At 41.0% G+C, this 22,782-nt stretch carries 22 protein-coding genes and 2 tRNA genes; 12 read left to right on the top strand and 12 right to left on the bottom strand.

Annotated features, from left to right (window positions below; translation table 11 throughout):
* Positions 1-24 precede the first annotated feature (24 nt).
* The 4 genes from H148_RS0108285 (at position 25) to H148_RS0108270 (ending at position 2,586) form a co-directional block, all read left to right on the top strand.
* On the top strand, positions 25-1,821 hold the full coding sequence (locus tag H148_RS0108285; RefSeq protein WP_029034390.1) for an AMP-dependent synthetase/ligase: 1,797 nt from the start codon (positions 25-27) through the stop codon (positions 1,819-1,821).
* Positions 1,822-1,969: 148 nt separating this feature from the next.
* Positions 1,970-2,043, top strand: a tRNA-Asn gene (locus H148_RS0108280).
* 141 nt (positions 2,044-2,184) lie between these two features.
* A tRNA-Asn gene (locus H148_RS0108275) sits at positions 2,185-2,258 on the top strand.
* 43 nt (positions 2,259-2,301) lie between these two features.
* Complete coding sequence (locus H148_RS0108270) at positions 2,302-2,586, top strand: GIY-YIG nuclease family protein (RefSeq protein ID WP_029034389.1); 285 nt, start codon at positions 2,302-2,304, stop codon at positions 2,584-2,586.
* A 353-nt stretch (positions 2,587-2,939) separates the two neighbouring features.
* Here the strand turns inward: H148_RS0108270 and H148_RS0108260 are convergent, their stop codons facing one another.
* Both H148_RS0108260 and rseP read right to left on the bottom strand, forming a co-directional pair.
* Complete coding sequence (locus H148_RS0108260) at positions 2,940-4,388, bottom strand: bifunctional metallophosphatase/5'-nucleotidase (protein ID WP_029034388.1); 1,449 nt, start codon at positions 4,386-4,388, stop codon at positions 2,940-2,942.
* Positions 4,389-4,457: 69 nt separating this feature from the next.
* The gene (rseP, locus tag H148_RS0108255; RefSeq protein WP_029034387.1) at positions 4,458-5,831 is read right to left on the bottom strand and encodes an RIP metalloprotease RseP; all 1,374 of its coding nucleotides are present in this window, start codon (positions 5,829-5,831) and stop codon (positions 4,458-4,460) included.
* Between the two features lie 152 nt (positions 5,832-5,983).
* On the opposite strand from rseP, the gene H148_RS0108250 reads away from it, so the two are divergent.
* The 3 genes from H148_RS0108250 to feoB all read left to right on the top strand — a co-directional run bounded on the left by H148_RS0108250 (position 5,984) and on the right by feoB (position 9,098).
* On the top strand, positions 5,984-6,655 hold the full coding sequence (locus H148_RS0108250; RefSeq protein WP_029034386.1) for an SCO family protein: 672 nt from the start codon (positions 5,984-5,986) through the stop codon (positions 6,653-6,655).
* A gap of 110 nt (positions 6,656-6,765) precedes the next feature.
* Entirely contained in the window at positions 6,766-6,996 is a 231-nt protein-coding gene (locus tag H148_RS0108245; protein WP_029034385.1) for a FeoA family protein, read from the top strand.
* A gap of 2 nt (positions 6,997-6,998) precedes the next feature.
* Positions 6,999-9,098, top strand: a complete 2,100-nt coding sequence (gene feoB / locus H148_RS0108240; protein ID WP_029034384.1) for a ferrous iron transport protein B — start codon at positions 6,999-7,001, stop codon at positions 9,096-9,098.
* A gap of 157 nt (positions 9,099-9,255) precedes the next feature.
* On the opposite strand, the gene H148_RS0108230 is transcribed toward feoB, so the two are convergent.
* The 4 genes from H148_RS0108230 to H148_RS0108215 all read right to left on the bottom strand — a co-directional run bounded on the left by H148_RS0108230 (position 9,256) and on the right by H148_RS0108215 (position 12,127).
* Positions 9,256-9,660: a hypothetical protein gene (locus tag H148_RS0108230; protein ID WP_029034383.1), complete on the bottom strand. Its 405-nt coding sequence runs from the start codon at positions 9,658-9,660 to the stop codon at positions 9,256-9,258.
* Between the two features lie 113 nt (positions 9,661-9,773).
* The gene (locus H148_RS0108225) at positions 9,774-10,595 is read right to left on the bottom strand and encodes a ZIP family metal transporter (protein WP_029034382.1); all 822 of its coding nucleotides are present in this window, start codon (positions 10,593-10,595) and stop codon (positions 9,774-9,776) included.
* Between the two features lies 1 nt (position 10,596).
* Positions 10,597-11,253, bottom strand: coding sequence for a metal-dependent transcriptional regulator (locus H148_RS0108220; protein WP_029034381.1), 657 nt, complete (start codon positions 11,251-11,253; stop codon positions 10,597-10,599).
* A gap of 145 nt (positions 11,254-11,398) precedes the next feature.
* On the bottom strand, positions 11,399-12,127 hold the full coding sequence (locus tag H148_RS0108215; RefSeq protein WP_029034380.1) for a TerB family tellurite resistance protein: 729 nt from the start codon (positions 12,125-12,127) through the stop codon (positions 11,399-11,401).
* 146 nt (positions 12,128-12,273) lie between these two features.
* On the opposite strand from H148_RS0108215, the gene H148_RS0108210 reads away from it, so the two are divergent.
* From H148_RS0108210 to H148_RS0108195, 3 genes are all read left to right on the top strand, one after another.
* Positions 12,274-12,684 (top strand): BrxA/BrxB family bacilliredoxin, encoded by a 411-nt coding sequence (locus H148_RS0108210; RefSeq protein ID WP_029034379.1) that lies wholly within the window; start codon positions 12,274-12,276, stop codon positions 12,682-12,684.
* A 251-nt stretch (positions 12,685-12,935) separates the two neighbouring features.
* Positions 12,936-13,676 (top strand): lysophospholipid acyltransferase family protein, encoded by a 741-nt coding sequence (locus H148_RS0108200; RefSeq protein WP_029034378.1) that lies wholly within the window; start codon positions 12,936-12,938, stop codon positions 13,674-13,676.
* Positions 13,677-13,702: 26 nt separating this feature from the next.
* Positions 13,703-14,371, top strand: coding sequence for an HD domain-containing protein (locus H148_RS0108195; RefSeq protein WP_029034377.1), 669 nt, complete (start codon positions 13,703-13,705; stop codon positions 14,369-14,371).
* On the opposite strand, the gene H148_RS0108190 is transcribed toward H148_RS0108195, so the two are convergent.
* From H148_RS0108190 to H148_RS0108165, 6 genes are all read right to left on the bottom strand, one after another.
* Positions 14,368-15,441 (bottom strand): PA0069 family radical SAM protein, encoded by a 1,074-nt coding sequence (locus H148_RS0108190; RefSeq protein ID WP_029034376.1) that lies wholly within the window; start codon positions 15,439-15,441, stop codon positions 14,368-14,370. The genes H148_RS0108195 and H148_RS0108190 overlap by 4 nt on opposite strands.
* 43 nt (positions 15,442-15,484) lie before the next feature.
* Positions 15,485-16,267, bottom strand: coding sequence for an enoyl-CoA hydratase/isomerase family protein (locus H148_RS0108185; RefSeq protein WP_029034375.1), 783 nt, complete (start codon positions 16,265-16,267; stop codon positions 15,485-15,487).
* Between the two features lie 6 nt (positions 16,268-16,273).
* On the bottom strand, positions 16,274-17,728 hold the full coding sequence (locus tag H148_RS0108180; protein ID WP_037324858.1) for a sensor histidine kinase: 1,455 nt from the start codon (positions 17,726-17,728) through the stop codon (positions 16,274-16,276).
* Between the two features lie 39 nt (positions 17,729-17,767).
* Positions 17,768-18,316, bottom strand: coding sequence for a CopD family protein (locus H148_RS0108175; RefSeq protein ID WP_029034373.1), 549 nt, complete (start codon positions 18,314-18,316; stop codon positions 17,768-17,770).
* 55 nt (positions 18,317-18,371) lie between these two features.
* Positions 18,372-19,403 (bottom strand): ferrochelatase, encoded by a 1,032-nt coding sequence (gene hemH / locus H148_RS0108170; protein WP_029034372.1) that lies wholly within the window; start codon positions 19,401-19,403, stop codon positions 18,372-18,374.
* Between the two features lie 95 nt (positions 19,404-19,498).
* Positions 19,499-20,389, bottom strand: a complete 891-nt coding sequence (locus tag H148_RS0108165; protein WP_029034371.1) for an AraC family transcriptional regulator — start codon at positions 20,387-20,389, stop codon at positions 19,499-19,501.
* Positions 20,390-20,599: 210 nt separating this feature from the next.
* On the opposite strand from H148_RS0108165, the gene hemA reads away from it, so the two are divergent.
* Positions 20,600-21,859, top strand: a complete 1,260-nt coding sequence (gene hemA, locus H148_RS0108160; RefSeq protein ID WP_029034370.1) for a glutamyl-tRNA reductase — start codon at positions 20,600-20,602, stop codon at positions 21,857-21,859.
* Positions 21,856-22,779: a hydroxymethylbilane synthase gene (hemC, locus tag H148_RS0108155; RefSeq protein WP_029034369.1), complete on the top strand. Its 924-nt coding sequence runs from the start codon at positions 21,856-21,858 to the stop codon at positions 22,777-22,779. The genes hemA and hemC overlap by 4 nt, the downstream gene beginning before the upstream one ends.
* The last annotated feature ends 3 nt before the right edge of the window (positions 22,780-22,782 follow it).

Raw genomic sequence — 22,782 nt, 5'->3', positions numbered from 1 at the left:
TTAAATCATTAGATAAAAGGATCCATGTCACCAAAACAAAATCCAAAGCGGCTTTTTGATTGCCTTAATTACCAGCTTGAAAATTTTCCCTTATCCGATATGCTTGCTGCCAAAGAAAAAGGAGAATGGAGAAAATACAGCACTCTTGAAGTAAGTGAAAAAGTGGATCAAATAAGTGCCAGACTCTTACAAATGGGGGTTTCTGGAGGTGACGGCAGCATAGAAGATAAAGACAAAATTGGAATCCTAAGCCAAAACTGCCCCGAATGGATGATGGTGGATTTGGCAATTCAGCAGATTGGTGCTGTTTCCGTTCCGGTATATCCAAATATTACCAATAACGAATTACAATACATTCTTAAAGATGCTGGCGTTAAACTCGTTTTTGTAGGCAATGAAGCTCTTTATCAAAAAATAATCGAGATCAAAGATGAATTACCGGCTCTAAAACAGGTCTATTCCTTCAAAAAGGTAGAAGGAATCCCTATGCTTAAAGAATTGATGATTGACCCCACCTCCGAAATAAAAATGCGGGTAAATGAGTCCAAAACTGTCATTAAAGAAACAGACCTCGTTACCATTCTCTATACATCGGGAACAACCGGAACTCCAAAAGGTGTAATGCTGTCACACCGCAATATTGTCAGTAATTCCCTTGGAGCTGCCGATGTTATTCAGGAAGTAGGAGTTCAAGGTAAGAGAGTGATAAGTTTTCTCCCCCTCAATCATGCATTTGAGCGTATGGCCACCTACTGTTTCTTTTACAGCGGTGCAGCTGTTTATTATGCAGAAAGCATGGATACAATAGCCGCAAACCTTAAAGAGGTAAAACCCACTCTTTTTACTACGGTCCCACGGCTACTGGAAAAAATTTATGAAGGTATACTTGCTAAGGGAAATGAACTTACAGGTGTCAAAAGAAAACTTTTTTTCTGGGCTCTGGATTTGGCAGAACGATTTGAAATTAATCAACCACAAAGCTTAAGCTATAAAGTACAGCTCGCTTTGGCCAACAAGCTAATCTTCAGTAAATGGAGAGAAGCTTTGGGAGGGGAAGTGAAATCGATCATTACAGGGGCGGCTGCATGCCAGGTGCGTCTGCTGAAAATATTCACTGCAGCTGAAATCGTGATCCAGGAAGGTTATGGTTTAACTGAAGCATCACCCATCATTAGCGGAAATCGTTATAATGAAAAGAACAGGATGTTCGGTACCGTTGGTCCACTGCTGAAGGATGTCGAGGTAAAGATAGCAGAAGACGGTGAGATCCTCTGTAAAGGTCCTAACGTGATGATAGGTTACTTTAAACGTCCCGATCTTACCGAAGAAGTTATGGAAGGCGACTGGCTGCGAACCGGCGACATCGGTAAATTTATAGACGGTAAGTTCTTAAAAATCACCGACAGGAAAAAAGAGCTGATCAAAACCAGTGGCGGAAAATTTGTGGCTCCCCAACCCATTGAAAATAAAATGGTCGAGAGTCCCTGGATCGAACAGATCATGGTCGTAGGGGAACTTCAGAAATTTGTTGGTGCTCTTGTTGTTCCGGCCTTTGAAGCCCTTAAAAAATGGTATTTGGAACAGGAAATTCCGTATCCCGGTAATGACAAAGTTCTGCATGCCATCGAAGCCCGACAATTGATAAGTGAATCTGTCAAAAAATATAACCTGAACTTTAATCCGGTAGAACAGGTGAAACAATTTCGCTTGATCCCGAACGAATGGACGATTGAAGGGGGGGAATTGACTCCCACCCTTAAATTAAAACGGAAAATAATTGTAGAGAAGTATCAGGAGTTTATCCAGGCTATTTATAATTAAGAAGATTATTGTACATGAGATTTTCGGTTATTTAGAAACCAGGAAAAACAAATAAAAAAATTTTCTTCTGAAAGTACTTTTTTGGCTCTTTCTTTAGTGAAATAGAAATTTTCAACTATATTTGCAACCGCAAAAATGGTTGCGACATTCCTCCTTAGCTCAGTTGGTTAGAGCATCTGACTGTTAATCAGAGGGTCCTTGGTTCGAGCCCAAGAGGAGGAGCAAGATTTTGAAACGAATTTTCTTTGGGCGAGAAGTTTATCCCGAGTCCCGATACTTCGGGATCGAGGGAAGCCCAAGAGGAGGAGCAAGATTTAAAGGGGTTTTAGTGACCTTAATATTCCACTAAAGACATATTGAAATTCCTCCTTAGCTCAGCTGGTTAGAGCATCTGACTGTTAATCAGAGGGTCCTTGGTTCGAGCCCAAGAGGAGGAGCAATGGAAGGCTATCTGAAAAGGTGGCCTTTCTTATTTCTAAAATGAACTACTGGGTATACATATTATTCTCTAAAAAGCTTAGTCGACATTATACAGGTGTGACTTCCAATTTAAACCGTAGAATGGATTTTCATATAACGGCACCCACCACCAAATTTACTGGCAAAACAGATGATTGGGAGGTTTTCCTTCACTTTCAATGCGATAATAAACGGCAGGCACTTGCCATTGAGAGGCACGTAAAGCAAATGAAAAGTAAAGTCTATATTCAAAATCTCAAGAAATTTCCCGAGTTGATTACAAAATTAAGAGCAAAATATTCCTGACTGTTAATCAGAGCCCCGATAGCTATCGGGGTTGGTTCGAGCCCAAGAGGAGGAGCTTTCTTTGTTAATGCCATCTTTTTTAGATGGCATTTTTGTTTCTGAATACATTTGGGCGAGAAGCCTGTCCCGAGCGAAGAGCAACAAAGTCAAGGAAAGCCCAGGAGGAGAAGCTTTCTTTGTAATTGCCTTTTTTTAGATGGCATTTCTAGTTCTAAATATTCATTGGATGGGAAATCTGTCCCGACTCTCATTACTTTTGGATCCAGGGAAGCAAAAAACCACCTGTTCGGGTGGTTCTTAATATTCAGGCTCTTCTTAATCTCTCTCTTAAAAAATGATATTTTTGTAAGAAATTAAATTCCGCGGTTACAGCCATCATTATCGATTACAGACTGGTATTCCTTCAGGTAATCGATTAGATATTCGGCAGTAGTTTTTTCATAAGTACTGGTGGGTTCCCGGAAATCCTGCATGTAAACATTCGACAGGTAATCATTTAAAGCTACGGTTATTTCTGTAGAATTGGGTAACGGTTTTCCATCATCTGCAATAAGCTCAACCTTTCCATTTCTTTGCTCCATCTTTATTCCGGAATATGCCAGGGAGGGAGCATAAGAAGCATTAAGGAAAATTTCCAGCTGTTCTACAGTCATGTTGAAAGAATCCAGCCCATTCTGGAAAGGATCAATCGTGTAAATATCAAAAGGTGTGATACTGCCAAATTCCAATCCTGCTCTAACTCCACCATAGTTCTGGAAAACAATATCGGCACCGGTAATAGTGCGAAGGGCATCTGTATAGAAGCAGGCCGTTTCAGGAGTATTGTGATCTTTTAAAGAGGTGCCTATTTCTTCAAAAAATTCAGGTTTATTGTTGTACTCCGAGATTAACTGCTCCATTGCATTATCAGTTTCAGTAACTTCATCAAGATAAATGAGTTCATGGGTGTAGCGGGTGACTTCTCCATTCTGAACGGTAAGACTCAATTTAGTGAGAAGTTTGAGATCTGATCCCGACTGCACCATATATCTTCCCGCCACCTGCTCGCTATAAATGGCATGATTATGACCTCCGATAACCAGGTCGACAAAATCATGCTGCTCAAGAATCATTTTGTCGCCATTTTTCCCGTAATGGGTCAGGGCCACCACCAGGTCGGCTGCCATTATTTCAGAATCATCCTGATACTTCTGCATGGCGTTCACCCCTTCAGTAAATTCCAGTCCCTGAAGCTTTTTAGGATGAGACAACGGCTTATTATCTGCCGAACCTGTTTCAACTACACTTATAAACGCAATTTTAAATCGGTCTTTTTCCAGGATCACCTTTCCCTGCGGAATCGTAAAACCTCCTGAACTCTTTTCCAGGTTTGCACACAGGAACGGAAAAGTGGCATCCAACATTCTCTTTTGGAGCACTTCCTGCCCGTAATCAAATTCATGGTTACCAAGAGCACTAACATCCATACCGGCTTTTCCCATTAAGTCAACAATAGGAAAGCCTTTTTCGGGATGATAGTCTACAATAGGATTTCCGGAGAAGATATCTCCACCAGAGACGAAAAAAACCTGCGATTCAGTTTCTTTTTCTTTATCAATAATAGCCTTGATCCTGCCAAAATTCTGAATCTTTCCGTGAGGATCATTGATGGAGTAAATAACGATGTTCTCGGCTTGCGGCTCAACTTCAGGCGGAGCAGGATTATCGGGACTTTCTGAAGAACAGGACATCAATAAAATAATACCTGTCAAAAAGGTCATTTTCCGAAGGTATTCCGGAGCAGAGATAAAAAATGCTTTCATAACGAGGGATAAAAATGAAGGCCGAAAATATCACTTTCCGGCCTCACTTAATATCAGTTAATTAAAATTTTATTCAAACAGCCAGCGGTAAATGTCATTGCCGTTAGCGAACAACACCAGCGCGATCAAAATCACAAAACCAACGAGCTGTGCATATTCCATAAATTTTTCGTTTGGAGCTCTGCCCGTTACCATTTCGTAAAGAAGAAATACAACATGCCCACCGTCAAGAGCCGGAATAGGCAGGATATTCATAAAAGCAAGAATTATGGAAATAAAGGCGGTAGTCATCCAAAAGGCCTGCCAGTTCCATGCATCGGGAAAAAGGCCACCAATGGCACCAAATCCCCCTACCTGGGTTGCTCCTTTTTTGGTAAATACATATTTGAACTGGGCTACATAATCGTGCAGCGTCCAGTAAGCCAAATCAAATCCCTTTTCAATACTTTCAGCAAATGAAAAATGCTCCCTGCTAACCTTGATAGAAGATTGTGGGAATACATACACCCCCAAATTCCCTTCCTCATTTGGAGTAAGAGAAACCGTTTGAAGGTGATTTTCCAGGATTTCTGCGTTAACTTCATCCAGTTCTACACTTTCAAATTCTCCTTCACGGCTGTAGACCAGCCTTAATTCCTGATCCTTACTTGCCTCAACCTGTCGGGTCAATTGATGCCAGTATCCAATTTCAATATCATTGATAGAAATGATCCTGTCCCCTTTCTTTAAACCGGCAAGATCTGCAGGGCTTCCCGCCACTACAGAATCCAATATTGGAATTGTCATAGGCACAAAGGGTTGCATCACCCCCTGTTCAAACATTTGAGATCCTATTTCTTCGGGCACAGAAATAGTCTCTCTTTGCCCGTCCTGATGTTCTACAGTAATATTATTGACATCCCGTAAAAAAAGGTATTTGTTGATATCAATACTATTCTTAAGTTCCTCTCCATTTACTGCCAGAACCTTATCCCCATCCTGAAATCCATATTCTTTGAACGTGTCATCTACGGCAAAACCGTTTGGCATGTCTTCGGGAGCAATATAAGGACTACCCCATGTGAACACTACCATCATATAGATAAAAAATCCAAGAACAATATTCACGGTCACCCCTCCTATCATCACAATAAGTCTTTGCCAGGCAGGTTTGCTGCGGAATTCCCAGGGTTTTGGCGCTTGTGCCATTTGCTCCTTATCCATACTCTCGTCTATCATACCGGCGATCTTCACATAACCACCCAGCGGAAGCCACCCAATTCCATAGACTGTATCTCCTATTTTCTTTTTAAAAAGAGCAAATTTCACATCAAAAAACAGGAAAAACTTTTCCACTTTAATCCCGAACATTTTCGCTGGTAAGTAATGTCCAAGCTCGTGCAGAACGATAAGAATTGATAAACTTAGTATTAATTGAAGTGCTTTTATAAAAAAGGGATCCATAGCAATCTAGGTAAATTAAAATCGCACAAAAGTAAACTTTTAAAGGTTCTCAAAAAAGTCTAAAATTCAGTAGGTTCAGGATCAGTCAATTTTAGTAGCCTGGGGTCCAAAAAATACGAATTAGAATCGTAATTTTGTACGAAATAAATTTTATGCTCCAATTTTTTGCGAAATACAAGTTCTTCGGAATCTTTCTCTTTGTGCTGTCGGCGATCATCATTATAATTATTTATAACATCCTGACACCCGAGAAAAGACTTCCGGTTTTCCAACCCGATATGGTTAATGCTGAACTTGTTGACAGCACCATGCAGGAAGTAAGGAAATATCATACTATTGAGGATTTTGAGCTTTACAATCAAAGCGGAGATACAATAACCCGGGATTTTTATAAAGATAAAATTTATGTAGCCGATTTTTTCTTCACTACCTGTCAAACTATTTGTCCAATAATGACAGAGCATATGCTCAAGATCCAGGAGGAGTTAAAAGATGATAAGGAGGTACTTCTACTGTCTCACACAGTGATTCCAAATCATGATAGTGTGCCTGTATTACGTAAATATGCCAATGAAAAAGGAGTAAATGATGAGAAATGGAACCTCGTCACCGGAGACAAAAAGGAGATCTATGACCTTGCCAGAAAATCCTATTTGGCTGCAAAGAGTGATGGAGATGGTGGACCATTTGATATGATCCATACCGAAAACTTTGTTCTTGTCGATAAGAAAAGCAGAATAAGAGGTTTTTACGACGGTACAGATAGTAACGCAATTGACGACCTTATGCAGGATATTGAGATCCTGAAAAAAGAATACCAGTAACTGAATCTGAAGAAGGAAATACATTTAAAATTTTCTTTTGTGAATGCAGGTTTTTCTAATAGTAGTTTTTGCCTTATTTTTGCCTTGTTTAAAATCAATCTAAATAAATATTGACCACTACAATTGCCGATCTTAAAAGGGGCCAACGAGGCATAATCAAGGATATTTCTGCAGAAGTTATTCCACTAAAACTTCTTGAGATGGGATGCCTGCCAGGGAATGAAGTTGAGCTGGTACAAACAGCTCCTTTCAGAGATCCGCTTTACCTCAACATAAACGGCAGCCATTTGGCAATAAGAAAAGAAACTGCCCAGCAAATTGAAATTGAAATTATTCCCTGATTATGGCCAAACAGATAAATGTCGCATTAATAGGGAATCCTAATACCGGGAAAACTTCTGTTTTTAATCAGCTTACGGGATTAAATCAACAGGTGGGGAATTATCCCGGAATAACGGTAGAGAAAAAAGAAGGAATTTGTAAACTTCCGCGGAACGTCAAGGCGCACATTCTCGATCTTCCGGGAACTTATAGCCTTAATGCATCTTCTCTTGATGAAAATGTGGTCATTGAACTCCTGCTCAATAAAAACGACAAGGATTATCCCGATGTGGCGGTAGTAGTAAGTGACGTGGAAAATTTAAAGCGAAACCTGCTGCTTTTCACCCAGATCAAAGATCTTGAGATCCCGACCATATTGGTCATCAATATGGCCGACAGGATGAAACGCAAGGGAATTTCTATTGACGTTCCCGCTCTCGAAGCCGAATTAAAGACCAAGGTGGTGCTGGTGAGTGCAAGAAAACGCACCGGGATAGAGGAGCTTAAGGAGTACATCGTAAATTACAGGCATATCTCTACAGAACCGTGTTTGAACGCATCCTCGATGGATCCGGATTATTTCAACAGGTTGAGAAATGCTTTTCCAAACCAATCCCTGTACAAACTTTGGCTGGTAATCACCCAGGATGTAAATTTTGGAAATGTTAACCGCCAAAACGTCTCCCTCAGTGAAGGTTTTGTAACCAAGGATGAAAGTACCCTTAAAAGGATGCAGCAGAAGGAAACCATCCTTAGATACCAGTTCATTAACAATGTCCTTAAAAAGGCAATGACTGTAGATGTCAATGCCGCCAAAGGTTTAAGGGCTGGAATGGACAGGATCCTCACCCATAAAGTCTGGGGATATGTAATATTCTTTGCAATCCTGCTACTCATATTTCAGGCGATTTATGACTGGTCTAGCTATCCCATGGATTTTATTGATGCTTCTTTTGCAAAGCTGAGTGAAATATCCCGTGCTACTTTACCGGCAGGACCATTTACCGATTTGATTGCCGAGGGCGTCATTCCCGGGCTGGGGGGAATTGTAATTTTTATACCTCAAATTGCTTTCCTATTTCTATTTATTTCCATTCTTGAAGAAAGCGGCTATATGAGTAGGGTAGTTTTCTTAATGGACAGAACCATGCGGCGCTTTGGTCTTAGTGGAAAAAGTGTGGTTCCACTGGTTTCGGGCACTGCCTGTGCTATTCCGGCAGTAATGGCCTCCCGAAACATCGAAGATTGGAAGGAAAGGTTGATCACTATTCTTGTGGTGCCTTTCACTACCTGTTCTGCCAGGCTCCCGGTTTACCTTATTATTATTGCACTTGTAATCCCGGAGCGAACTTTTATGAGTTTAAATCTACAGGGGCTTACGCTCATGTTACTCTACCTGCTTGGCTTTGGAATGGCTATTTTCTCTGCGTGGGTGCTGCACAAGATTCTGAAAATAAAAAGCCGCTCCTACTTTGTAATTGAGATGCCTAATTACAAGCTGCCAATGTTTAAAAATGTTGGAATCAATGTGGTCGAGAAAACAAAGGCTTTCGTTCTCGGCGCCGGAAAGATTATTCTGGCCATTTCAATTATTCTTTGGGTCCTGGCGAGTTACGGTCCCGGCGAGAATTTTAGTAATGCCCGTGAAATAGTAGAAGCTAAATATAGTGAGACCTATCTTCCCGAAGCAGAAGTCGATGAACTGGTAGCATCCTATAAACTTCAGCATTCCTATATTGGAAATCTTGGAAAAGCTATAGAACCCGCAGTAGCACCATTGGGTTATGATTGGAAAATTGGTATTGCCCTCATAAGCTCCTTTGCTGCCAGGGAGGTCTTTGTGGGTACCCTGGCCACAATTTACAGCGTAGGGAGTGACGAAGAAGAAACCATTAAATCAAGAATGGCATCGGAAACAAATCATATTCTGGGGGGGCCTCTCTTTACATTTGCAAGTGGGGTAAGCTTACTTTTATTTTATGCCTTTGCAATGCAATGTATGAGTACCCTCGCGATCGTAAAAAGAGAAACCAACACCTGGAAATGGCCGGTGTTACAATTAATAGTTATGACGGCAATTGCTTACATCGCAGCATTGTTCGCATTTCAGATATTAAAATAATTATGGAAATATTTCAGGAAATCTTGGTCTTTATAACCTTTGCTTTAGCAGTAGGATATATGTTCACCAAGTTTGTTTATAAGCCCAAATTTATCTTCGGAAGTAAAAAGAAAAGCAATAAGACTTGTGAAACCAGCTGCGGAAGCTGTCATTAATCCTATTCAGAAACAAGTGCTGCAAACCTAATACTGTATTCTTCCGGAGCTATTCCTGCTCCTGTTTCGGGATAGGGCAGCAAGTGCGAGACCTGTAGTTGGAGAGCTTCTGAAAGTGAAAAGTCTGCTCCCCCGGTTCCTACCACCACTTCTTTTTCAAAATATTCTCCGTCTAGTGTTATTCCCAGCTTAACCTTCGCTTCCCCGGGCCAGATGCAGGTGACCTGCCGCGGACAACGCGAATCGGAAATTACATTTAAAAACCTGACGGAAGTCTGATCCAATTTGAATTTATGACCCGCTTCAAGATAAAAATTTACCCGGGAAATTTTTTCTCCCGATTTTTCCTGAGCACAAAGCAGGATGGGAAATATTAAAAGGCAGGAAATTATTATTTTATTTTTCATACTATAAGGACCGCTGAGAATAACAGGTGTAGCAAATTCCGCTCCAGGTATTTTTTCTAATGCTCCTGGAAAAGCAATAGATTGTGAGTAAAAGGTAGATTAATGATTTACAATCAACCCAGCCCAACGTCCAGCGTCATCATGACCATGAATCCGCCGATGAATCCCATAGTAGCAATATCGGTAAATCGATCCTGTTGAGCTTCGGGAATTACCTCTTCAACAACGACAAAGATCATCGCCCCTGCGGCAAAGCATAGCGCATAAGGTAATATAGGTTCAAAGGTCATAACTGCCCAGGCTCCTAGAACTGCCGAAATTGGCTCCACTATAGCAGAAAGTTGTCCATAATTCCAGCTTTTCCATCTACTCATCCCCTGTCCTCGCAATGGCATGGCTACCGCAAAACCTTCAGGAAAGTTCTGTAAGCCAATTCCCATAGCCAAAGCAACTGCACCTCCAATACTTGCTCCCTCAAGTCCCATTGCAGCACCACCAAACAAAACTCCAATCGCGAGTCCTTCTGGAATATTGTGCATAGTGATTGCCAGAGTTAACAGAACAGATTTGTGCCAGGGAGTTTTCACTCCTTCCTTATCGGCCATTTTAAAATTTACGTGCAGGTGTGGAAGGACTTTGTCAAGGCCAAAAATAAAAAGGGCCCCAAAACCAAAACCCACCACAGCCGGAATAACTTTAACGAATCCTTCTCCCTCACTCATTTCAATACCGGGTGCCAGCAAACTCCAGAAACTTGCCGCTACCATGACTCCACCTGTGAAACCCAGCATCCCATCAAATAACGCCCTGTTCATTTTCTTAAAAAAGAATACAAGTGAGGCCCCTAATGCTGTGAGGCCCCAGGTGAAAAGAGTTGCTAAAAACGCAGCCAGTACAGGGTCTATACTTTCAAAGTATTCTATAATGGAGTTCATACTATATAATTTTTATAAAGAGATTATTGGCAATTGATTTGGAAATATGGAGTTCTTCGTTTTCAAGTCGAATTAGTAGTGATTGGTCAAATTCTTCCCTTTCAATGATTTCGATGGTTTTACCTAATGCAATCTTATTCTTATCGAGATATTCCAGAAATTCCCTTGAAGAATCCCTCACACCAACACAAAGGCCCTGTTGTCCCGGCTCGACCTCTGCCAAAAGCACCTTTTCCAGTGACTGAAAATTTCCCTGAGTATCGGGAATGGGATCTCCGTGTGGATCTTTGCGTGGAAATCCAAGAAATTTATCTAATTCCAGAACCAGTTTCTCCGACTGGATATGTTCAAGCTGCTCAGCCACATCATGAACTTCTGTCCAGCTAAAATTTAATTTTTCCACAAGAAAGTACTCCCATAATCGATGCTTCCGTATGATTTCTACGGCAGCTTCTCTTCCCTTGTCGCTTAGACTCACTCCCTGATATTTTCTATAAGCTACCAGTTCCTTTTTGGAAAGCTTTTTTACCATTTCACTCACAGAAGAGGCTTTAGTTTCCAGTTTTTCGGCGAGGGCGTTTGTACTCACCCCGCCGGTGCTCGTCTTTTCCAAATGAAAAATTGCTTTAAGATAATTTTCTTCAGAAAAACTGGTCATAGAATTGGAAATCTTTAAAAAATGATTAAGGCAAATATAATTAAATTTTTAGGGCTGCCTAAATTTTTAAATAATATTTAGGGCTTTCAGATAAGATGCCTGAAATGCCCTTTTTTGGAAATAAGGATTCGAAAATATATATTAATTAGATCCCTCTTTCTTTTTGAATCTGTTCGTAAGCTTCCTGTACTCTTCTGAATTTCTCTTCGGCACCTTTTCGGTAAGCTTCATCCATATGTCCCAATTTATCCGGATGATATTTTTTTGCCATTTCCCGGTAAGCTTTTTTCACTTCGGCATCGGTAGCAGATTTCTCAATCTCCAGGATTTTATAGGAATTATCTGTAGTTTTAAAAAACATGGCGTAAAGACTTTCGAAATCTTTCACCCCAATGCGCAAATGCCCTGCGATTTGTCTTATTTTTCGTGCTTCGGCCTCACTCACCCTTCCATCTGCATTTGCAATACTGAACAGGAAGTGAACAATTTGAAGTCTTGCCGCGTATTTTGTGCGAACAACCAGGAATTGTGCAATTCTCGCTTCGTCCAATTCCCTGCTTTTTACCACATCATTAAAGGTGCGAAAAACAGCATTTGCCCGTTCCTTTCCATAGGCCTGCACAAAATAATTCCGTACGTAGTCCATCTCCTTCTGACTCACCTGTCCATCGGCTTTTATTACAATAGCCGAGAGCGTCAAAAGATGAAGTTCAAAATCCCCCGGAGTAACCCGTTCCTCTTCAGCAAAAATCCTAGATCCCCCTCGGCCGGCAGAAGTAAGATAATCTATAAGGCTACCTATGATAAATCCAAGGATGGCGCCCCGTAATCCAAAAAACATATAACCGACAAAAGCGGCAAACCATTTAATCATTCCAGAAGTTTGGGCTGCAAAGATAGTATTTTACACGGGTTTTTTGTGAAAGAGGAGCCATTCAAGGCTTTAACTTTCCATAATTTATGCTCTAAGTTTTATTTGGTATCTTTGCATCTTTAGTTCTAATTATAAATAATTGATATATGTATCCACCGGAATTAGTGAAGCCAATGCGTGAAGATCTCACCAGTATTGGGTTTGAAGAATTACATACAGTAGAGCAGGTTGATGAGGCAATTGCCAGGAAAGGAACTACCCTGGTAGTGGTGAATTCTGTATGCGGTTGTGCCGCTGCCAATGCCCGTCCTGCAGCAAGAATGTCTTTACAAAATTCTAACCGGCCAGATCACCTGGTAACGGTTTTTGCCGGAGTAGATAGAGAAGCAACAGACAAGGCCCGTGATTACATGGTTCCTTTTCCTCCATCTTCACCATCTATGGCGCTTTTTAAAGACGGGGAATTAGTTCACATGCTCGAGAGGCACCACATTGAAGGCCGACCTGCAGAAATTATTGCAGATAACCTTACAGAAGCTTATAACGAGTTTTGCTAAGAACTCAGTCATAAAAACGCCTTTTACTATACTAAAGCTGTCAAAAATGAGATTTTGGCAGCTTTTTTTGTGGCAACTTCAAGAAGTTTAAGATTTACCAAAGTTTCCAATAATTGATACAAAAACAGCATTTTTCTGAAATCCTGCCTGGACTGGTAATTCGGTAAATCTTTTCAAAAACATTCCTTACTATACTATTTTGCACAACAGGATTAATTTGCAGAAATTGCAGCCTTTTGCAAGAAGTAAAAATGAAGAGCTTTAAAAAAATCCTTTCCTATCCCCTTACAGTAGTATTCTATTTTTTCTTTTTTCTCACGCTGCTGATTTTTCATGCCATTCAGTGGCTCTCATTAAAGTTGGGTGGGTACAAAGCTCACAAGAAGAGCGTGGACATTTTCAATTTCTTTCTTCTGCGCTGCCTAAATCTTCTTGGCAGCCGGTTTTCAGTTGAGAATCCATACAATTTACCCACCGACAGGCCCTGTATTTTTGTTGCGAATCACCAGGGTATGTTTGATATCCCGCCCATTGGCTGGTATATGCGAAGGCAGCATCCAAAGTTTGTGAGCAAAAAGGAGCTGGAAAAAGGAATTCCAAGTATTTCCTTTAACCTTCGGCATGGGGGTCATCTCCTTATTGACCGGAAGAACGGCCGGGAAGCACTAGTGAAAATGAGCCGTTTTGCCGATTATCTTAACAAGAATAACCGTTCGGCAGTCATCTTTCCTGAAGGCACTCGAAGTCGTACTGGAGCACCGAAAAAATTCGCCGGAAAAGGTTTACAGCTTCTAATTAATAAAATGCCCGAGTCATTAATTGTTCCTGTTACAATAAACAACAGCTGGAAACTTTTTCGCTACGGAAACTTTCCTATGGGAATAGGAGTTCATCTCAAGCTCAAGGTTCACGACCCTATTTTGGCAAATTCTGAAGATCCCGAAGCCCTCATAGCAAAAGTAGAACGAATCATAACCCGCGACATAATTTAGTCTGGATTTTGACATTTTTGAAACCCATGGATAAGACAAGAATCATTGCCCACACGACCGAATTTGTAAAGCAGAAATTACAAAATGCTGAAGGTGGCCACGACTGGTTTCATATTGAAAGGGTGCTAAAGAACGCACGCGAAATATCGGCAGGCGAAGAAGTCGATCTTTTTGTGGTAGAACTGGGAGCTCTGCTCCACGATATCGCCGATTATAAGTTTCACAAGGGGGATGAAACTTTAGGTCCAAAAATGGCAAGAAATTTTTTGCTTGAAAAAAAAGTTCCGGAAGAGATTATTTCACATGTAGTAAATATAATCAACTGGGCCTCCTTCAAAGGAGGAAATGAAAAACAGGAATTTAATTCTCCTGAGCTTCAGGTAGTGCAGGATGCCGACCGACTAGATGCACTGGGAGCCATTGGTATTGCACGCACCTTTAACTACGGGGGTTTCAAGGGAAGAGCCATCTTCGATCCCGAAATTCTTCCCAACCTCAACATGAGCAAGGAAGAATACAAAAAATCTACAGCGCCTACCGTAAATCATTTTTACGAAAAGCTTTTTCTTTTAAAAGACAGAATGAACACCAAAACCGGGAAAAAACTGGCAGAAGAAAGGCATCTGTTCATGGAGCAATTTATGGAACAGTTTTATAAAGAATGGGGAATTCCCCCCCGAAACCGGAATTTCTAAAAGAGTTTCATTTGGCCATCCTTATATTGCTCATGAAGTTCGCAGTTAAGAGAAGATCTTTGCCGATCATTGAGGTATAACTTTCTTGCAATTGTGAATTGCTGGGCGACCTGTTCTGCAATGTTCCCATCTCCTTTCATTCGGGTGCCAAAGCGACTGTCGTTAAGATTCCCGTTGTGACATTCCGCTATTTGGTTCAGGACCTTTTCCGCCTTAGACGGCATAGCTTTCCGAATCCATGCTGAGAACACCTCACCTATGGCACCATTCAGCCTTACCACAGTATAACCTACTCCACAGGCTCCTCTTTCAGAAATTTCTTTAACGAGCGGCAGGATTTCATGGCTATTAATAGAAGGAATAATTGGTGCCATCATCACGCTCACGGGTATACCTTTTGAAGCTAAAAGCTCCACTGTCTGCAGCCTTTTCTTTATGCTGGCAGTCCTTGGTTCAAGAAGTTGCCTGGTCTTTTCATCTAAGGAGGTAATAGATAGATTTACCCTCACTAGATTATCTTGTGCAAGTTCCTGCAAAACGTCAATATCGCGCTGTATCAAGGCGTTCTTGGTTATAATCCCAACAGGATGCCTGTACTTCAAAAATACCTGAAGTAACCTTCTTGTTATCTCCAGTTTTCGTTCAATTGGTTGATAACAATCTGTATTTCCGGAAAGAACAATAGGCACAGCTTTCCAGCTTTTACTGCGAAGTTTCTGCTCCAGAAGCTCAACCGCATTTCTTTTTATAAGGATCTTCTGCTCAAAATCGAGTCCGGCACCGTAGCCCCAGTATTCATGAGAATTTCGGGCGTAACAGTAAACGCATCCATGTTCACAGCCCTGGTATGGATTAAGGGAGTATTCCAGACCCACATCGGGGCTGGTGACCTTATTCACTATAGTTTTAGGAAAGGTGTCAATCAAGGTTGTTCTTGAAGAGGTAGCCTCCTCGCCCTCGGCGGCACAATAATTGAGGAAATCATCTCTCATTTCATAGGACAGGGCATCAAACCTGTTCTTTACCTGGTGCTGCGCTCCCCTTCCTTTTATAAAATCGTTCCTCTTCATAAGGAACAAAAATAGGAAATTTTCCTATTAAAAGGAAAATTTCCTATTTTCCGGAGAAATTGGCCTTTCGTTTATTAAGAAATGCGGAAGTACCTTCCTTAAAATCTTCAGTACCAAAGGAGCTCCCAAATTCATCGATTTCCACTTCAAAACCATTCACTCCTGCCTCATAATTAGCATTTACTGCTTTGATCGCCGCAGCAATAGCTGTCATGGAGTTGTTCATGATTTTCGCTGCAATCTTTTCAGCCAACGGAATTAAATCTTCTGGCGCAGTGACATGATTTACGAGCCGGTATTCAAGTGCTTCTTTTGCATCGATCATTCCGGCAGTCATGATCATTTCCATGGCCTTTCCTTTACCCACAAGCTGCGGTAACCGTTGAGTACCACCGTACCCGGGAATTACGCCAAGAGAAACTTCAGGTAAACCCATTCTTGCATTGTCACTTGCAATTCTAAAGTGTGCAGACATAGCAAGTTCGAGTCCGCCGCCGAGGGCAAATCCGTTGACGGCTGCAATCACCGGTTTCGGGAAATTGGCAACCACATTAAACAGTTTCTCCTGCCCTTCAGCAGCAAGCCGTCTTCCTTCTTCAGCTGAAAAATCGGCAAATTCACTAATGTCCGCACCGGCCACAAAGGCTTTTTCACCACTTCCTGAGAGGATCACCACTTTAATATCATGATCTTCACGGGCAGATTCAAATGCTTCGTTAAGTTCGGCAATGGTAGCCTTGTTAAGGGCATTGAGTTTGTTAGGTCTGTTAATCGTAATGTAGCCTATGTTTTCGTTCTCTTCAAACAGAATATTTTCGAAATTCATTTTTAGTTATTTTGGAAAATGTACCTTAAAGATAGTGCCTTTATTTAATTTGGAGGAAAACTGGATGCTTCCGCCGCAACTCTCCACAATATTTTTAACCATCGCAAGTCCCAGACCCATTCCACTGGATTTGGTTGTGAATTTTGGCTCAAAGATCTTGTCTTTATTTTCTTCAGAAATTCCCACGCCATTATCTGAAACTATTAAGCAGGCACGGCCATTTTCTTCGGTTACCGATACCAGGACTGCAGGGTTCTCTTCTCTTTCCACCGCCTGTACGGCATTTTTTACCAGGTTTGTTACCACCCTAATAAGCTGTGTACGATCGAACTTAGCTACAATCTCCTCTTTTTCTGAAGAGAAAAGAATATATTCTTCATTAAAAATATCAAGGGCCAGTTTTACTATTTTTGGAACATTCAGCGTTTCATTTTGCTGGGCAGGCATTTTGGCAAAATTGGAGAAAGCCGAGGCAATTGAACTCATAGTATCGATCTGGGTGATAAGCGTATCACTGAATTCATCCACCTTGTGCTGCATTTGCGGATCATTGGGATCGAATTTCCTCTGGAAACTCTGCACGCTGAGACGCATTGGGGTAAGCGGATTTTTAATTTCGTGAGCTACTTGTTTCGCCATTTCACGCCAGGCCTGCTCTCGCTCGCTTGTGGCTAATTTCACGGCACTTTCTTCCAGCTCATCTATCATGGAATTATATGCAGTTACAAGGGTGTAGATCTCCTCACTTACATTGCCAATTTCAATTTTCTGGTTCTTCTTATCCAGACGGGTTTGATGGATCTTTTCGGAAACTGTTTTAAGGCTTCGGGTAATATACTTGGAAAGGAAATATGCCAGAAGGATTGCCAGTACCAGCATAAAGAGATAAACCTCGGTGAGTTTTACCAGGAAATTTTGAAGATCGCGGGTAATAAAATAATCGTCTTCGAGGTATGGAAGATTCAGGATAGCCAGCGGCCTGAATTTATTGTCTGTTATAAAAGTATAAGAGGATTGAAATCTTTTATCGTTCTTAATGGTTTGCTTAATTATTCGCTTTCTTGAAGAAGACTGCAGCTGCTCAAGTACCGATCTTTCCAGTCTTAGATCTGTAGTATCGGGAAAAAAAGATTGATTTGATTTCAAAATGAGATCCCCATCAAGACTATAAACATTAATCGGCATATTGTGCACCTGGGAGATCTCATGAATCTTATCCCGTTCCTTTAATATGAGATAGACATTCTCCTCGCTCACCTCGTATGTGGTGCTCTCCACAACAAATTTTATATGTTCCCTTATAGCCTCTTCTTTTCGCTCAAGTCTTTCGGTATGGTACTCCTTGGCTTCTTGTTTATATTGAAGTACCGTAATTCCTCCAATTAGAATTGATGCCAGTAAGACCAGCACAATCATGGACAGAAAAATTCGGGTTCTTAAGGAAAATTTCAAAAGGGTAATTTTTAAGATGGCAAAATAACCAACAATTATTAAACCATTCTAAATATCTTGATCTTTGGTGCGAACACCTTTATATATTTTGATTCCCAGCATCAACATTGCAGCGAGTAAAAATATTCCTATTACACCATAGATCCAGTTCAATGCATCCCTAAGGATCACCAGGAAAATTACTGCAAATAAAATTAATGTTGAGACTTCATTCCACAGCCTCATTTGATTGGAGGTCCAGGTTATGTTGTCCTGCTGCATCTGCTTAAAGATGTGGTGGCTCTTTCCGTGGTAAGCAAACAGGAGAAGTACAAAAGCCAGTTTCACATGCATCCATGGCATTTCCAGCCAACCCGGTACCAGGATAAGCAGCCAAACTGCAAACAAAGTTGCCAGAATAGCCGACGGCCAGGTAATAATAAACCACAGCCTTCTGGTCATGATCTTCAATTGATCGCTCAAGATGGTTTTTGCGGGTTCAGGTTTTTCTGTAGCCTCAATATGATATATAAATAACCTCGGAATATAAAATAAACCCGCAAACCAGGTGATTACAAAAATAAGATGAAGGGCTTTGATGTAATTGTAGTATTCCAATTTATACTGAAGGTTTTATTTTAAACCAAACTGTGATAAGGGGTCAAAAATGGTTTTATACAGCCACATTTTGGTGAGCCCATTCATCGATCCAACGCGCCAATACCTTCACCCAGTCCTCACGATCATTAAGGCATGGTACTACTGTGAATTTCTCACCGCCTGCTTCTTCAAAGATCTCTTTTCCTTCCATCGCAATCTCCTCCAGCGTCTCCAGACAGTCGGAAACAAATGCCGGACATACAATAGCAAGATTTTTCACGCCTTCAAGCCCTTTTCTTTCAATAGTCCGGTCGGTATAGGGTTGTAACCATGGATCAAAACCAAGCCTTGATTGGAAAGACACCGAAAATTTCCCTTTTTCGAGTCCAAGGTATTCGGCTACAAGTTTTGTGGTTTCGTAACACTGGTGCCGGTAACAGAATTGATGCGCCGCAGAAGCAGTTTGGCAACAACTGCCGTCAATTTTGCAATGGGATTTTGTAATATCACTCTTTCTTATATGCCTTTTTGGAACCCCGTGATAGGAAAATAAAAGGTGATCGAATTCCACTCCTTTTAATGCTTCGGAAATACTCGTGCCTAACACCCGAATATAATCTGCGTGATTATAGAAGGCGGGAACAGACGTAAACTGCATTTGCGGAAAATGCTCTTTCCGAAGTTCTTCGGCTAGAACCAGAATGGTTTCTGTAGTCGCCATGGCAAACTGCGGATACAACGGAAAGATAAGCACCTCATCAACACCTTTTGCCTGCAACTCCTCAAGACCGCTTTTTATCGAGGGCTTTCCATAGCGCATAGCCAGAGCAATTGGCACAGAGGTAAGAGAATCAACTTTCTCCTGAAGCCTTTCAGAAAGAACAATTAACGGAGAACCTTCTTCCCACCAGATCCTCTCATAAGCCTCTGCCGATTTTTCCGGACGGGTATTGAGAATTATTCCCCGCACTAAAAGAGTACGTGCCCAATAAGGAACATCAATAACTCTTTCATCCATCAGGAATTCATCGAGATATTTTTTTACATCCTTAGGGTCTGTACTGTCGGGTGATCCAAGGTTAACCAGTAATACTCCTTTACTCATCATTTAAATTTGATGCAAAAATACAATTATTAAGTTCGGTCCAAAAAGCATCAGGGAAGCTTTAGAAAAATGGTTCCATTGAAGGAATTTATGGTTTAAGCTTCCGAAGAAAGTGACATAAGGTACTTCTTTGGAGTAGTGCCAAATTTCTTTCTAAAAGCTGCAATAAAATGACTGGAAGTGCTATAACCAACTTTCAGCCCTACTTCATTTACATTATATTCCCCCGAATCCAGTAATTTTCGTGCATATTCCATTTTATAATCAAACAAAAAGCTGAAGACAGAATCTCCATATATTTGTTTGAACCCTTCTTTGAGTTTTTTTAAGCTAAGGCCAATTTCACGCGACAGTTCCTGCAGGGAAGGCGGTTCGGCCATGTTGGCTATAACAATTTCTTTAGCTTTTCTTATTTTCAGCACATTCTCCTCGTCGCTTAGAAAAGGACATTGTTCTATATCGGGTTCTTCAGAACGATTAAAGTAAAGACTTAGCAATTCGTAAGCCTTGGCTTTATAATAGAGGTTTTTAATAGAGGGAACCACGTTATAATTCACTACCTGGTTGAGGACAATCACCATTCCCGGAGTAAGAGGACTGTCTTTATAATATTGTTTGTCGCGGTTTTCAAGACTAAGGAAACTTATGTATCCAGCCTCTTCAGAAAACAGGGCGTGAAACTTTTTAATGGAGATCACAATGGAGATCACCCAGCTGCCGGGCTGCAGTTCCAAATCTATAGGCAGGTCTCTTTTTGGGTTGTACAATAGTAGCGCATTCTCTTCTAACAACGGAATCTTATAATTGCCGTTATTGAAGAAAAATCTCCCTTCTCCTTTCCCTGAAAAGTGAAACTGAATAAAATTGCTATTGATATTTCTCTGGATCTTCACCGGCTCCTTAGAAGCATTTTGAAACCGGAGCAAATAAAACCCTTCCTCTAATCGGGATTTTTCAAAGGTACTTTGAGCGACATTTTCCTGCATAGTGAAATGAATTTTTTATCTGCATCTATTTAGAAACGTTCTAAACAAATTTGTTGTGTTTCCACAGTTCATAGGTAAAAGTAGCTCAAAAATATGATTTTGATCAGTTTTTGGATCAAAATCACGTGCAGCGACAAAAAATGTACTTTGAGCGTTGTTTTTTACTTTAACCTTATCTTACATTTGCTCGTTAGAATCCTATTCAGGTACATGGAAGATTACAACATTTCTAGAGGAAAACATTTTTATACCATAGGCCTTAGTTACAAAAAGGCTGATGCAGAAGTAAGAGGTCATTTTAGTTTGGACGAAACCGGCAAGAAGAATTTGCTTGAGCAGGCAAAGGCTGAAGGTATCGACGGACTTATCGTGACATCTACCTGCAACAGGACCGAAATTTACGGTTTCGCCCAGCACCCTTTCCAATTGATCAAGTTACTTTGTGAACATACTCATGGTACAGTTGAGGAATTTGAAAAGGTGGCTTATGTGTACAAGAATAAAGATGCCATTTCTCATATGTTTAGGGTTGGAACAGGCCTTGACAGCCAGATTTTGGGAGACTTTGAAATTATTAGTCAGCTCAAATTGGCCTTTAGCCAGTCAAAGGATATAGGAGTCTCAAATCCCTTTTTAGAGCGGTTGGTAAATGCAGTAATCCAGGCAAGTAAAAAGATTAAAAATGAGACCGATATTTCTTCTGGGGCTACTTCGGTGAGTTTTGCTTCGGTTCAGTTCATTTTAAAGAATTACGAAAATCCGGCAGAGCAGAAAATTCTTTTATTTGGAACCGGAAAAATAGGTAGAAATACATGTGAAAACCTGGTAAAGCATACTAAAAACAGTCAGATAACTTTAATCAACAGGACAAAAGATAAAGCTGAAAGAATAGCAGGAAAATTTGACCTCACTGTTAAAGATTACGCAGATCTACAGGCAGAAATAAGACAAGCTGATATCTTAATCGTTGCAACAGGAGCACAAAATCCAACTATATCGAAAGAATGTATCTACAATAAGAAAGACCTGTTGATCCTGGATCTTTCTATTCCAAAGAACGTTTCAGATGAGGTGGCAGATCTTCCGGGAGTTAAATTGATACATCTTGATCACCTTTCACAGATGACAGATGAGACCCTGGAGCGAAGAAAAGCAGCTATCCCGCACGCGCACAAGATCATTGCCGAAATGGAAAATGATTTTAATTCCTGGCTGGAAACCCGAAAATTCGCACCTACTATCAAAGCCTTGAAAAAGAAACTCAGGACAATGAAAGATGCCGAAGTGGATTTTCAACGCCGAAAAATTGAAAATTTTAATGACCGCCAGGCAGAAGTTTTGGGAGATCGAATTATTCAGAAGATCATGAACCAATTTGCCAATCACCTTAAGGGAGATTCGAATTCTACAGATGAAAGCCTGGAGTTGATCCAAAAGGTTTTTCAACTCGAAGATACTATTAAGAGATGAGCCGGGTGATCCGAATTGGTACCCGCGACAGTGAACTGGCTCTTTGGCAGGCAAATTCCGTAAAGAATGCCCTGGAAAAGCTGGGGCATGATACAAAACTGGTCCCTGTTAAATCTCAGGGTGACCTGGTACTTGACAAACCCCTATATGAATTTGGGGTCACCGGGATCTTTACAAAAACCCTTGATGTGGCAATGATCACAGGTGAAATTGACATAGCAGTACACTCCATGAAAGATGTGCCCACTGCCCTGCCCAAAGGAATTGTAGAAGCTGCGGTTCTCAAAAGGGCAAATACTCAGGATATTTTGATTCATAAAGGCACAGATTTTCTTAATGATGAAGGAATAGTTGCAACTGGAAGTCTTCGACGCCAGGCTCAATGGCTCCACAAATATTCAAACCACGAAATTGTTGATCTTCGAGGAAATGTCAATACCCGCCTGCAGAAGTTGCAGGACAACAACTGGAACGGGGCTATCTTCGCGGCAGCAGGTCTTGAACGCATCAACCTGAAACCAGATTCTTTTATTGATCTTAATTGGATGATCCCGGCCCCGGCACAGGGCGCCATGCTTGTGGTAGCAAAAGAAGAAGATGACTTTTGCAGAAAAGCTTTGACTGCCTTAAATCATGAGCAAACCCAGATCTGCGTACATATTGAAAGAGAATTTCTTAGAGTTCTGGAAGGAGGTTGTACCGCGCCTATTGGGGCTCTGGCGACGTTTGAGGGCGATAAGATCTATTTCAAAGCTGCACTTTTCAGCCTGGACGGGCAGCAGAGAATTGGAGTAGAAAAACAATTACCTGTCTCAGATCATAAAGGCTTTGGAAGAGCTTGTGCAGAGGAGGTGCTAGAGGCCGGTGGAAAAGAACTCATGCGAAAGATCAAAAAAGAGGTTAGTAACACCAAAGGCTGATTT

This window comes from Salinimicrobium terrae DSM 17865, from assembly GCF_000424665.1.
Classification (GTDB): Bacteria; Bacteroidota; Bacteroidia; order Flavobacteriales; family Flavobacteriaceae; genus Salinimicrobium; species Salinimicrobium terrae.
Note: the sequence above shows the minus strand (reverse complement) of the source record. Positions and strands in the feature narration are given on the sequence as shown.

Coding starts and splice junctions, on each gene's coding strand:
- H148_RS0108285 (WP_029034390.1), top strand. CDS start 25: ATGTCACCAAAACAAAATCCAAAGCGGCTTTTTGATTGCCTTAATTAC.
- H148_RS0108270 (WP_029034389.1), top strand. CDS start 2,302: ATGAACTACTGGGTATACATATTATTCTCTAAAAAGCTTAGTCGACAT.
- H148_RS0108260 (WP_029034388.1), bottom strand. CDS start 4,388: ATGAAAGCATTTTTTATCTCTGCTCCGGAATACCTTCGGAAAATGACC.
- rseP (WP_029034387.1), bottom strand. CDS start 5,831: ATGGATCCCTTTTTTATAAAAGCACTTCAATTAATACTAAGTTTATCA.
- H148_RS0108250 (WP_029034386.1), top strand. CDS start 5,984: ATGCTCCAATTTTTTGCGAAATACAAGTTCTTCGGAATCTTTCTCTTT.
- feoB (WP_029034384.1), top strand. CDS start 6,999: ATGGCCAAACAGATAAATGTCGCATTAATAGGGAATCCTAATACCGGG.
- H148_RS0108230 (WP_029034383.1), bottom strand. CDS start 9,660: ATGAAAAATAAAATAATAATTTCCTGCCTTTTAATATTTCCCATCCTG.
- H148_RS0108225 (WP_029034382.1), bottom strand. CDS start 10,595: ATGAACTCCATTATAGAATACTTTGAAAGTATAGACCCTGTACTGGCT.
- H148_RS0108220 (WP_029034381.1), bottom strand. CDS start 11,253: ATGACCAGTTTTTCTGAAGAAAATTATCTTAAAGCAATTTTTCATTTG.
- H148_RS0108215 (WP_029034380.1), bottom strand. CDS start 12,127: ATGATTAAATGGTTTGCCGCTTTTGTCGGTTATATGTTTTTTGGATTA.
- H148_RS0108210 (WP_029034379.1), top strand. CDS start 12,274: ATGTATCCACCGGAATTAGTGAAGCCAATGCGTGAAGATCTCACCAGT.
- H148_RS0108200 (WP_029034378.1), top strand. CDS start 12,936: ATGAAGAGCTTTAAAAAAATCCTTTCCTATCCCCTTACAGTAGTATTC.
- H148_RS0108195 (WP_029034377.1), top strand. CDS start 13,703: ATGGATAAGACAAGAATCATTGCCCACACGACCGAATTTGTAAAGCAG.
- H148_RS0108190 (WP_029034376.1), bottom strand. CDS start 15,441: ATGAAGAGGAACGATTTTATAAAAGGAAGGGGAGCGCAGCACCAGGTA.
- H148_RS0108185 (WP_029034375.1), bottom strand. CDS start 16,267: ATGAATTTCGAAAATATTCTGTTTGAAGAGAACGAAAACATAGGCTAC.
- hemH (WP_029034372.1), bottom strand. CDS start 19,403: ATGAGTAAAGGAGTATTACTGGTTAACCTTGGATCACCCGACAGTACA.
- H148_RS0108165 (WP_029034371.1), bottom strand. CDS start 20,389: ATGCAGGAAAATGTCGCTCAAAGTACCTTTGAAAAATCCCGATTAGAG.
- hemA (WP_029034370.1), top strand. CDS start 20,600: ATGGAAGATTACAACATTTCTAGAGGAAAACATTTTTATACCATAGGC.
- hemC (WP_029034369.1), top strand. CDS start 21,856: ATGAGCCGGGTGATCCGAATTGGTACCCGCGACAGTGAACTGGCTCTT.